The organism is Vallitalea sediminicola, from assembly GCF_054408565.1.
The window spans coordinates 16119-28673 of sequence record NZ_BTPT01000015.1 but is presented as its reverse complement, the minus strand read 5'-3'; the positions used below and the strand labels follow the sequence as shown (position 1 = coordinate 28673).

The following is a 12555-nucleotide window of genomic DNA, read 5'->3' as shown; positions in this document are numbered from 1 at the left end:
AGTGGTGGTTGCTGACTTAGATTTTATTAATTTAAATATGTCTAGTAAATTTAAGTCAATAAATAAATTAATTATAAACTATACAAAGCCTTTAAATATTGAGGCTTTTTTATTTTGTCTACTTATATTTTGAATAATGTTTATTAGCCCTAATATGAATAAAATAATGGTTATAGGTAATATTATTACTATTAGAATTCTTTATGGGACATGGTGTAAAATATGCATAATACTAGAAATACTGAGACTGAATGGAAAAATAAATTTCCCAACACTAACATAAGTGTTTGTGAAAATATAATATCTAATATTGATAGTATAAAAAAGGGATTTGACAAATGCGCTGACATTGTCATTAGACAATTAAGTATTGGAGATAAATATAGTTTAAGAGCAGCTCTCATATATATAGATGGAATGATAAATACAGAAGTAGTTGAATTATCAGTAATAAATAAGCTGAATAATCAAACCTCCAAAATTAAAACTAAAGAATATTATATCCATTTACTTGGTCTTAATGATAATGATACAACTTCTCAAATGGATATTATTTATAAAACAATATTACAAGGTAAAGCAGTATTATTAATAGATACAGTCAAATTTGCTTTATTGTTGAACCTTGAAAATCCTCCCAAAAGAGATATAAGTGAACCAAGTATAGAAATAAATATTAGAGGTCCTAGAGAAGGATTTACAGAAACCCTGACCACTAATGTATGTTTATTGAGAAAAAGAATTAAAAATATTGATCTTAAAGTAGAACATTTTATTATCGGAAGCCAAACTGAAACAGATTTAAAGATTATTTATTTAGATAGTATTGCAGATCAAGAAATTGTAGCAGAAGTGAGGTCAAGGATAGAAAAAATAGACTTGAATTCTATAGTTGATTCAACAAATGTTGAAGAAAGTATAGCAGATGGTGGTATCATAAATTTTATACCAACAGTATTTCGTACCGAAAAGCCGGATACCGCTTCAAGAAAAATATTACAGGGAAAAGTAGCATTATTAGTTGATGGAAGTCCAACTGTCTTAATTGTACCATGTGTTTTTGTTGAGCACCTTCAAGCGCAAGAAGATTATTATAACAACTATATATTAGCAACCATAGATAGAATAATTAGGTTTGTTTCTTTTCTATTAGCTCTTTTATTACCAGCGTTTTGGGTTTCAATAAGTACATTCCACCATGAACTTATCCCAACATCGTTAGTTGTAACTGTCATAAAGACACGGAGTGGATTACCATTCCCAACTTTAGTTGAAGCCTTTTTTATGTTGGCTGCGTATGAAATTATTAAAGAGGCTGGAATAAGGATGCCAGAATCTATAGGTCAAGCTATTAGTGTTGTCGGAGCATTAGTACTTGGTCAGTCTGCTGTATCAGCTGGATTGGTAAGTACTCCTATGGTAATAGTTATAGCTGTTACAGGTATTGCTACTTATGTCATACCTTCTGTAGAATTGACAAGGAGTATAATCTTTCCCAAATACGTATTTCTTATTTTAGGAGGAAGTTTTGGATTGATTGGTTTATTATCTGGTCAATTATTTTTACTAATATATTTATTATCTTTACGCTCTTTCGGAGTTCCTTACCTATCTCCTTTTGGACCTTTAGATTCAGAAAAACTAAAGGACACTATATATAGAAAACCAATATCACAAAAAAGAAATTTTAAAATCATTTATAATATAAAACAAATAAAGAAAAAACTTAAAGAAAAATAGTAACGGTAAAGAAGGGTAAAGATGAAAAAATATCTATATCTATTAATCTTATTTGTAATAGTGTTAGTATGTTCTAGTTGCAGAAGTGTAAAAAAAGATATTGAAAAATATGCAATGGTTCTAAGTACAGGATATGATTGGACCGAAGAGGATAAATACTTGTTAACGATACAGGTATTAAAAACTTCAAGGGAACAAACAAGTGGATCAACAAATGGAGGAGTAGATAAAAAACATTCATTGCCTTCTGAGGTAGTTATATATACTAGCAAAGGAGAGACCATAAATAAAGCTTATGATAATCTGACAACCTCATTAGGTCAAGAACCATATTTTTCTCATAATAAATTCATTGTAATCGGTGAAAAGTTAGCTGAGAAAGGGATTGACTTAATAATTGATAGTAATTTACGAGGACATGAAGTTAGACCAAACACCCCTGTACTTGTTGCTCGAGGGGAAGCTAATAAAATTATTAAGCAGTTAACACCTACGGATACTATTCCTGCAAATGCAATTGAAAATATAATCAAAAATCAATTCGAAAAAGGATTGACAATTCTAACTAATCTTAAGGACATATATAATGGTTTAGCAGATAAAACTGCTGGAATTACAACAGGAGTTATTTATTTGGAAAAACAGTCTGATATAGCTCATAACGGGAAAATATTTATAATAGAGGAAATAGCAATTTTTAAGGATGATAAATTGATTGGATTTTTAAATAAAGAAGAGTCAAGGGCACTGATGTGGATTAAATCTAAAGTCAAGTCAGGGGATATTGTAGTTAATTCACCTAAAAACGAAACTGATAAAATCACTTTTGAAATATTAAATTCTAAATGTAAAATAACCCCTGAATATGATGGAAGTAATTATTTGATAAAACTTAATATTAACCAGAATAGTAATATCGTAAGTATGGTTGGTGAGCATGATCCTATGAATGATTATAAGGTGCTTGATGAATTAGAAAAAGTACAAAACAAAAGTATAGAAGAAGATGTAATAAATGTTATAAAAAAAGTACAAAAAGATTATAATGTGGATATATTTGATTTTGGAGAAGCTATTCACAGAAAATACCCAAAACAATGGAATGTTATTAAAGAAGAATGGGATGAGATATTTCCACATGTTTTAATAGAAGTTACGGTTAAATCAAGTATAAAAAGACCTGGACTAATATCAAAACCTGCTATTTAAGGAAGAAGGTAATACCTTTGAAATATAAAATATCTGCATTACAATTATTTTCTACAATGACATTATCTTTAATGGGGAGTGCTGTTCTATTTTTGTTAGGAGGCAAGGTAAGACAAGATGCATGGCTAGTATTAATTTTAGGTATACCTGTTGGAATTTTTGAAGTTATAATATATACTTCTTTATTCTACAAATATCCTAATGATACCCTGATTGGATATATGATCAAAATATTTGGTAAATATCTAGGAACTATCATTTGTGTCTTCTATCTTCTTCGTTTCTTTTATAATGGAGCAAGGATTTTGAGAGAGTTTGGTGAACTTACTCTTGTAGCTGTTAATCCAAGAGCTTCACTGCATATAATAATATTAATAATTACAGTTGTAGTAACATATAGTATATATTCAGGTATTGAGAATATATGTAGGCTGGCTCAAATAATCTTACCTATATATCTTAGCCTATTTTTTATAGAGTACATTTTGCTTTTTTTAACACAAGGTGCAATTGATTTAAATAATATCTTGCCTTTTTTTGAGAGTGGTATTAAACCAATTATGAAGGAAATATTTCCATTAGGAGTTGAATTTCCATTTGGTGTAAGTATTATTTTTACTATGATATTTCCTTTTGTAAATAAGCCTGAAAAAGTAAGAAGAACATCAATATATGTTGTTATTTTCGTTGGTATAATACTGGCTTTTAATACAATAATGATTATCTCAACCCTTGGTGTAGACTTTGCGTTGGCTTCATTATTTCCATTACTAGAAACCATGAGATTTGTTAAAGTAGGTTCTATTGATCGTATAGACATTTTAACTATTTTAGCATTTATGGTAGGACTGTTTTTTAAAATAACATTACATTTATACGCTGCAATGCTTGGTACCTCACAATTGTTAAAAATAAAAGATAATAAAGTTAAGTGGTTATCCATTCCATTTGGTATATTGATATTTATAGCCAGCTTAATTATTGCAGAAGATTATCCATATCATCTACATATTGGAATGAAAATAACACCGTGGATATTTTTTAATTTGTTTATTACTTTTCCAGTGTTAGCATTAATAGTGAATTTCTTCAGAAAGGGCAGGGGGAAGAAAAAGAAAAAAAGTAGAAGTGCTGCGTAAAAAATATAATAAGCTGTAAAATAATTTCATAAGAAATCCATTTACACTAAGCTATTGATACTCCCGAGAAAATTATAAAAAGAGTCATTTCATACATTAAAAACAAACAACTCTTTTTATATATAATTTATAGTATGGAAAATTATCTTACAAGTTTCATAACTTTTATTGCTTTTACTTGTACACTATAATTTTTCTTAGAAGAAGTAGTCATACCTAGAAATTCTTTTTTCGAACAATTAGCACTTATAGTTAAACCTACAGGCATACCTACTAAAATACCTTTTGCTTTTTCTACAGCAAAGAATAAATTATACTGATAAGTTACATTACTAGAGCTAGAAGATTTCCATAAAAGCCATCCGCTATTTGATGAGCTTAAATTTGTGAAAGTTTGTTTCATAACTTCTTTATAACTATCTAAAGTTGCTCCAGTTAAAGTTACTCCTAATGCTTTAGTGAAAAGAGATAATAATTTAGAACTCATTAAGTTTACATCAGCACTTTGTTGGTGAATGTTTTGATTAAGAGTACCGATAAGCCCCATAGTCTTGTCTCTTCTTACAATAGATAAAGCTTCAGCAAAATTAAGTTCTAAAGTTTTATCATTAATAGCTGGTGTGAATTTATCAGACATTTCTATAGCTGGCATTATGTACTCATAAGGTAAATCCCAAGCGTCTTGAAATTCTATTGTGCCGTTTTGTTTGAGTATTATAGCTGGCATTTTTCTTGTGTTTAAAGAATCAGATTTTACTACAGGTTCATTAGCAGAAGCAAATGATACAGAATAAGTATTGAATAATAATAATACAGAAATAAAGATTGTTAAAAATTTTTTCATGATGAAACCCTCCTAAAATAATATTTTATAAATTTTTAGAATATCTATAATTAAAATTAAGTAACATATTTAATTATAGATATTCTTAATTTCAATTGAGTAATAAATAATTAAACGTTATTCAATAGATCATTATTTAATCTTTAATATTTTTAATCCATTAATTTCTAATTTGTAATCAAACTTATCATCATTAGAAATAGTTAATACATCATCGGTAGAACCATTAATTGTAGTTTTGAAATTTAAAGGTAATGAAAATATAAGGCCATTTTTTTCAACTGTAAATAAAACATTATATGTATAGGTTGTTATTGGATCAAATTCTGAGTAGTTTGAATCTATAACTAACCAACCACAATCATTTTGAACTATTAAATTTAAAAATATGTTTGAAATGATGGCTTTGTATTTTTCTACATTTGTATCATTTGATTCAAGTTTTAGATTTTCAATAGTTAAAAGTGTAATTTTTTCTATTAGGTCTGAAGTTTTAATATTTTCTTCATCAATACTTTGTTTCAAAGTGCCAATTAAACCTAAGTTTTTTTGTTCTTTTATGAAATTCAACATCTTCTTTGTTTGAAATTGTAAATTATCATTATTTACCAACTTCTGCAAATCAGAAGATAATGTTTTTGCCGATTCAATAAGACCATCAGATACAAAAATATATTCATTAAATTTCAAATTGGAATTATCATTTGTATTGGATTTAGCAAATGAAGTTATGTTAGATAAAATCAATGTACTAATAAAAATGAAGATAAATCTTTTCATTTTAATACCTCCAGTATAATATATATTATTGTAATTATTTGAAATATAGATAAGTAAAAATAATTTTTAAATATATACTATCAAATTATTTCATAATATATGTATAATTATCAAAATATTTATGTGGCGCATATCATCTAGACACAGGCTGTCTTCTTATAGGCTGTCTTCTTATAGGCTGTTTTCTTATAGGCAGTCTTCTTATAGGCTGTCTTCTTACAGGACGTTTCTTTATTGGTGTTGAACTATACACTACTTTTAAGCCTTGGACAGTAGCTTTATATTCTCTTTTTTTGCTTACTCTAATTCCAAAAACACGTTTATCTTTTTTGTATACATTAACATTTAAACCAACAGGTATAAGCGTTAATTGGGAATCATTTTCAAATGCAAAAAATAAATTATAGTAATTATTTTTGCTATAAGATTTTTTGCTTGAGAATATAAAATTACCACTTCTAGATTTTTTTAGATTTGAAAAAGCTAATCTAATCTCTTCATAAACAGCATTACGATAAAAATTAAGTTCATGTTCTGGAATAGATGTACCTAATTTTTGTGTTATAAGATACATAATTTCATTAGTTATACCATCAACATCAGGATGTCTTTTTTTTATAGTTTTGTTTAGTGATGAGACAAGTTTTAAATGTGAATCATTTTTTGCTATACTTAGAGCTTTTGAGTAATTAAAATAAAGATTAGAATCTACAGTATTCTCAAATTTTTTAATACCAGTAATAATATTATCTTCTGATTTTGAATTATTAGATCTAATTGTAGATCTCTTAAGAACTTGTCCACTACTATTTTTTGAGAAAGAAATTATTTTAAATTTTGAGCTACTTACATTAGAGCAATAAGCATAAGTGTTACTATAGTTAGTTGTGATTATAAGAGCTAGCATTAATAAGACTGAAAAAAATTTTTTCATAAATAACACCTCCTTTGTATATAATATTTTATAAATTGTAGATAAGAAATTTATTATAGTATAAATTTAAGAACTTAATTATGAAATAAATTGTGAAGTGAAAATATATGTTACAAATAATTATTTAAGCTATAAATAATATGTAATTAAATAATAATATTTTAAATTGTAATTAATAATAAAATAAATATTTAAAATAAAATTAAATAACTAAATAAATTGTAACATTATCAAATTAAATAGTCAACATATTTTATATATTGTTTATTTTAAAATAATCTGAACAAATAAAGTAAGACTAGATGGAAATGCCAATATCATATCGTATTTATTCCAAAGTACTGACGTAAAGTGCTATGCGGACAAATAAGAGCAGATGAGTCTTTTGGGTAAGAGGGTATTATGTAAGAGAGATATTAAAGAGATTATGCGAATATAAAAGAATTGAGATAATTGAAGGAGCAGTATGCCAAGACCAGGTACATTTATGTGTAAGTATACAGCCGAAATATAGTGTTTCAGAATTTGTGGGATATATTAAGGGTAAAAGTGCCTTGATGATATTTGACGAACATCCAAATCAGGGAAGTAAATGGAATAGATTTCTTTTAATATGAATTTAGTTTTTTTTGGTTAATGTTAATGATATAGATACAATATTAACTATGCGCTAAACACAACTTTAACGAATAGTAAGAGGAAAAACATATATATAGTGAAATATTTAACAATTACCTGTTTATTAATAGTTTTAATTTTTTTGTCTTCCCTATTAACTTTAATATGTGGATTGGAGATGTCTCCTCATATTGATATCCACATTTTACAGATTATAACAAAAATATGGAGCTATTTGCTAGCAAAATTATTTGTTAGCAAATAGCTCCATATACTTTACTTATTCTATTTCTATAATTTTAGTTTTTTTACCCGTCATTGGATTAACTATATAATGGTTAATAACTTCTCCTTCTCTAACTTTAAATAGATATGATCTAGTAATAAAGGCATTGATTTGAGGAATTGTAACAGAAGTATCCAAATCATTTTCCAAAACAGTCAAATTCATTTTCTCTAGACTTATTTTTGCACTATCATATGAATATCTTGGCATATATAAAGCACTTATAGTCAAGAATAATGCAAACAAGACTACAGATATAACTGATAAATTTCTTCCATAAATCCAATACCCTTTTTTCAACCACAAGGACGCCATCTCTATGAGTACAATTAAAATAATTGAACTCATAAAATCCGAACTGATTCCTTTAGTTTTGGAGTAGACAATAACATTAAAAATCAGCAGTAATAATGAAATTGCTATAACAATATAGAATAACTGACGCTTTGTCATTTTTCACAAACCTTTCTTATAGATTATCAATGTAAACCCAATAAATACCTTCCTCTAACACTAATACTATTTGTTTTATTATACTATTTATTTTTTATTCATTCAATTAAATAAAATATTTTGTTACTTTCAACTATATTTATTAGTTAAATTTATGACTAATATTTTCATATACAAATAGTACATTTTACGCAATATATTTATATTCACTTTTGCAAGCTTTGATAAAATTGGAAAATTGAAAAACGAACTTCCCGTTTGTAAAACCAATTTCCTGTTTTGTATTTGAAAGTAACCTTTTGTAATCAAAATGCACCTTTTGCAACTGAATATCTCGTTTTGTAAACGTATTTCCATATTCGCATTATGATTTCAGTCATATTTTTGCTATAATTCATGTGTAAACATGAATAGAATGGCATCATAAACGGAGGTCGAGATTTTTTCAATTTTTTTGTAATCGGAAAATCCACCCCTATTTTAGTATTAAGTTAACTCATAATGCTGATGGCGTTTGTTCGGTTTACGGTTTATTTTTTGAGAAGTTTATAGGTTAAGTTTATGTTTTCAGCGGCAACTGAAACATAACCTAGCTTACCTAATATCTCTTCTCCGTAATAAAAGCTGAACGCGTCGTAGGGACTTTTATCGTTCAGCTTTTTGCGTGTGTAAGAGTTCACATGATTCATTACTAATAAGATATCTTCCTGAGTCAAATCATCAAATGATGTACCTTTTGGAAGTATTCTACGAATCAGTGTATGATTCACTTCAATAGCCCCTTTTTGATAGGGTGCACTTGGATCACAATAAAACAAACGACTTCTAAAGATGCCTATTGGACCATATTCAATAGCTTTTGGATTAGAGAATTCACTACCATTGTCAGTCAAAAGTACAGGGAATAGCTTCTTATAGTCTTTTCTTCGCAATGTCCTATAGAGATAATCAAAGATATCAATAACTGACCTGGAAGTGTTTGCATCACGCAGAAATGCCATCATAAAGCTAGTATCTACAAAGTGTAATGTTAATAAAACCTTACCACCTTTTGTACCAACAACTGAATCCATTTGAACAACAGATGTTTCAATATTCTTATTCATATACTCGGTAAAATCCTTGTATGTACGGTCAATACGACACTTTCTATCAATCTTAAATTCAGACTTTTTGTAACGTGGTCTGAACTTAACTTTTCTTGGTAGATCAATGTTTCTGACATCGAAAAGACATGCATCAACATAGTTGTATAAGGTCTTTTCACTGCACATCACCTCATCTACATGGTTGACATAGATTTGATGTATGGATTGGCCGTTACGGATGAGTGGTGAAATGATGGCATTGATTCTTGCTATTTCAGCCTCATTGGTAATAATTCCACTTCTTGATTCAGAAATATTCTCTGAATATTTATTGTGGGCATCAATAGCACTGTAATAAGGTTTTGCCAATGTACACTTTGGTAACGCATTGCAACCATTACAAACATAAGGTGGTTTAAACTTGCTGACACAAACATCTTCTTCAAAGTAGTGACAACCATCATTGCAGAGCTTACAGTTTTTACAATAGGGTTTTGATGGATACTTACATTCATCACATACTTTGGTTCTGGTACACTTAAGTCTTAGTTTACAAGAGTTATAAGGATATGCACCATACCCTGTTTTCTTGATAATGAGATTTCGTTTAATCTCTTTTGCTATTGTGGTTCTGTCCTTAGATATAATTTTAGCGATGGCTCCGAAAGAAAGACCTGCCTTTAATCCAGCTTCGATTTCTAATCGCTCGTCATAGGTTAGGTATTTTGACATAATCTGCCTCCTTTGATATAGCCACCAGCTAATCAACCGTAACAAAAAACGATTAAAAAATCAAACAAAAGAAAAAGGAAAACCATCTATTTTTGGTTTTCCTGAATGAAACTAATCAACTATTAAATTTTATGTTAGGCGAAAATCCATACTTGTACATATCCTCTTATCAAAGAGATTTATTTAAAAACTTAACAATTAGGTATGGAATTTCATTTTGCAATTAAGGCTTTGATAAAATTTTATACTTAATATTATTTTGAAACCACTATTTAACCTAATTATTTTATGTTATAATATATTAAATTGTTTGCAATTATGCTCTCCTACTCTCAATTAATATGATTACACATTGTAAAAATATTGATATTATATAAGTATTATCTTGATTAGCACAACATCACTTTTAATGAAAAGCATCAATATATTGTAATATATTAATGAATTTAGATTTAAACTATACTATCAAGAGAAAGGTTTTTATAAATAATGAAATTACAACAACTACTTAGCCATACTAGAAAAGCTGTAGATACTTATAATATGATAGATGATGGCGATAAAATAGCAATAGGTGTTTCAGGAGGAAAAGATAGCTTAGCTCTACTCTATGCTTTAAAAGGATTACAAAGATTTTATCCGAAAAAATTTGAGATTGAGGCAATTACTGTTTCATTAGGTTTCGATAATTTTGATTTGACAGGAATAAAAAATTTATGTACTGAATTAGATATTAATTATACAGTTGTTGATACTGATATAGGAGAAATAATATTTAATGAAAGAAAAGAAAAAAATCCATGTTCTTTATGTGCTAAGATGCGTAAAGGTGCTTTAAATGAAATGGCTGATAAGTTGGGGTGTAATAAAATTGCTCTAGGTCATCATAAAGAAGATATTGTAGAAACAATGATGATGTCACTATTTTTTGAAGGCAGATTCTATACATTCTCTCCAGTAACATATCTTGATAGAATGAAATTATACTCTATAAGACCTCTAATGTATGTTGCTGAAAAAGATATAATTGGATTTAAAAATAAATATAATCTGCCTGTTGTGAAAAGTCCCTGCCCTGCTGATGGGAACACGAAACGAGAATACATGAAAAATCTTCTTTCTAATCTAGAAAAAGAAAACCCAGGCTTAGGACAAAGACTATATAGATCTATTGAAAGTTCAGATATTAAAGGTTGGCAGTTGTAGATACCATATCAACTAAAGCAAATAAATGAGGTGCATACTAATGATAAAAAATAATGATTACCACGAACAACAAAATATTAAAAACTCTGTTATCTTAAGAGAAATCATGTACTCTCTACCTTCTTTTACCTTTGAATTTTTTAGAGGTATAGAACAAACCACTTCATCCAAAACTAGAATTGCTTATGCGTATGACCTTAGACTATTCTTTGAATTTTTATTAGACTATCACAAAGATTTCAAAGGTAAGCCGATAAATGGTATTGAATTAAAGGATTTATTAAATATAATACCAGATGATATAGAAATGTATTTAGAATATTTAAGCTACTATAAAAAAGAAGATAAAAAAGGTCATGTTATAGAACATAAAAATACAGAGAGAGGTAAATCAAGAAAGCTTGCAAGCTTAAGATCATTTTTTACTTATTTTTATAAAAAGCAAAAAATAACTAACAACCCTGCTTTGTTGGTTGATTTACCTAAAATACATAATAAAAACATAACACGTCTAGAAATTGATGAGGTAGCTAGATTATTAGATGAAGTTGAATCTGGTGATAAGTTAACACAATCTCAAAAAAAATATCATAAACTAACAAAAGACAGAGATTTAGCATTAATGACGTTATTACTTGGAACAGGTATACGTGTTTCTGAATGTGTTGGCTTAAATATATCCGACATTGATTTTAACGTTAATGGTATAAGGATTGTAAGAAAAGGTGGCAATGAAGTAATCATATATTTTGGAGATGAGGTTGAAGCTTCGTTAATAGTTTATTTGGATAGTAGAAAAAATATTGAACCTGTTTCAGGTCATGAAGATGCCTTATTTTTATCATTGCAGAATAAAAGATTAAGTGTTAGATCTGTTCAAAATTTAGTTAAGAAATATTCTAAGCTTGTAACTAACTTAAAAAACATATCCCCTCATAAACTTAGAAGTACCTATGGAACCAATCTATATCGAGAAACTGGTGATATCTATCTAGTTGCTGATGTTTTAGGTCATAAAGATGTTAATACAACTAAAAAGCATTATGCACAAATAGAAGATGTACGTCGCAGGCAAGCTGCAAAAGTAATTAAATTAAGAAAAGATTAGTTCTCCTTAATGATAGGAACAATAATATAATCTCCATAAAGTATTATATCACTAGACAAGTTATTTATGTGTTTTAACTCTTTAATATAATTCCTAGTGGTATAATACTCTTTATTCATATTTTCCCTTGAAATAGACCATAAAGTATCGTTTTCCTCTATTTTTATAGAGACGTAACTCTTTTCAGGTTTAATTTCTAACCCATTGACATAATTTAATCCTAATAAAAAACTAAAAACGACAAATAGTGCTAGACTCATACATATTATCAAAGCATATAATCTTTTGCTTCTATACATTATCATCACCCCGAACGTTTGTTTGGTTTAATTATACCCGAACAAACGTTCTGTGTCAATGGGTTTAATAATTTTTTTGTTTATCCGAACATTTGTTTGATATTATTAGGTTAATATGC

General features: G+C 28.0%; 11 protein-coding genes and 1 pseudogene. 6 read left to right on the top strand and 6 right to left on the bottom strand.

Features of this window, described 5'->3' with window-relative positions; translation table 11 throughout:
* Positions 1-222: 222 nt before the first annotated feature.
* Genes ACX6CF_RS07270 through ACX6CF_RS07260 form a run of 3 tightly spaced genes read left to right on the top strand, consistent with a single transcriptional unit; the run spans position 223 to position 4088 of the window.
* Positions 223-1740, top strand: a complete 1518-nt coding sequence (locus ACX6CF_RS07270; RefSeq protein WP_458784648.1) for a spore germination protein — start codon at positions 223-225, stop codon at positions 1738-1740.
* A gap of 21 nt (positions 1741-1761) precedes the next feature.
* Positions 1762-2949, top strand: a complete 1188-nt coding sequence (locus ACX6CF_RS07265; protein WP_458784647.1) for a Ger(x)C family spore germination protein — start codon at positions 1762-1764, stop codon at positions 2947-2949.
* 17 nt (positions 2950-2966) lie between these two features.
* Positions 2967-4088: a GerAB/ArcD/ProY family transporter gene (locus ACX6CF_RS07260; protein WP_458784646.1), complete on the top strand. Its 1122-nt coding sequence runs from the start codon at positions 2967-2969 to the stop codon at positions 4086-4088.
* A gap of 142 nt (positions 4089-4230) precedes the next feature.
* Here the strand turns inward: ACX6CF_RS07260 and ACX6CF_RS07255 are convergent, their stop codons facing one another.
* The 3 genes from ACX6CF_RS07255 to ACX6CF_RS07245 form a co-directional block, all read right to left on the bottom strand.
* On the bottom strand, positions 4231-4932 hold the full coding sequence (locus ACX6CF_RS07255; RefSeq protein WP_458784645.1) for a hypothetical protein: 702 nt from the start codon (positions 4930-4932) through the stop codon (positions 4231-4233).
* Positions 4933-5064: 132 nt separating this feature from the next.
* Positions 5065-5712 carry a hypothetical protein gene (locus ACX6CF_RS07250; protein ID WP_458784644.1) on the bottom strand — a complete coding sequence of 216 codons (648 nt, stop codon included), beginning with the start codon at positions 5710-5712 and terminating at the stop codon, positions 5065-5067.
* Between the two features lie 133 nt (positions 5713-5845).
* Entirely contained in the window at positions 5846-6646 is an 801-nt protein-coding gene (locus ACX6CF_RS07245) for a hypothetical protein (protein ID WP_458784643.1), read from the bottom strand.
* A 321-nt stretch (positions 6647-6967) separates the two neighbouring features.
* Between ACX6CF_RS07245 and tnpA the strand changes: the two are divergent.
* Positions 6968-7227, top strand: a pseudogene (gene tnpA, locus ACX6CF_RS07240) (IS200/IS605 family transposase); the annotation flags it as partial.
* A 317-nt stretch (positions 7228-7544) separates the two neighbouring features.
* Here tnpA and ACX6CF_RS07235 read toward each other — a convergent pair.
* The gene (locus ACX6CF_RS07235) at positions 7545-8003 is read right to left on the bottom strand and encodes a hypothetical protein (protein ID WP_458784642.1); all 459 of its coding nucleotides are present in this window, start codon (positions 8001-8003) and stop codon (positions 7545-7547) included.
* A 530-nt stretch (positions 8004-8533) separates the two neighbouring features.
* Positions 8534-9823, bottom strand: coding sequence for an IS30 family transposase (locus tag ACX6CF_RS07230; protein ID WP_458784641.1), 1290 nt, complete (start codon positions 9821-9823; stop codon positions 8534-8536).
* A 489-nt stretch (positions 9824-10312) separates the two neighbouring features.
* On the opposite strand from ACX6CF_RS07230, the gene ACX6CF_RS07225 reads away from it, so the two are divergent.
* The gene (locus ACX6CF_RS07225; protein WP_458784640.1) at positions 10313-11029 is read left to right on the top strand and encodes a tRNA lysidine(34) synthetase; all 717 of its coding nucleotides are present in this window, start codon (positions 10313-10315) and stop codon (positions 11027-11029) included.
* 40 nt (positions 11030-11069) lie between these two features.
* Positions 11070-12137 (top strand): tyrosine-type recombinase/integrase, encoded by a 1068-nt coding sequence (locus ACX6CF_RS07220; RefSeq protein WP_458784639.1) that lies wholly within the window; start codon positions 11070-11072, stop codon positions 12135-12137.
* Here the strand turns inward: ACX6CF_RS07220 and ACX6CF_RS07215 are convergent.
* The gene (locus ACX6CF_RS07215; protein WP_458784638.1) at positions 12134-12436 is read right to left on the bottom strand and encodes a LysM peptidoglycan-binding domain-containing protein; all 303 of its coding nucleotides are present in this window, start codon (positions 12434-12436) and stop codon (positions 12134-12136) included. The genes ACX6CF_RS07220 and ACX6CF_RS07215 overlap by 4 nt on opposite strands.
* Positions 12437-12555: the final 119 nt, after the last annotated feature.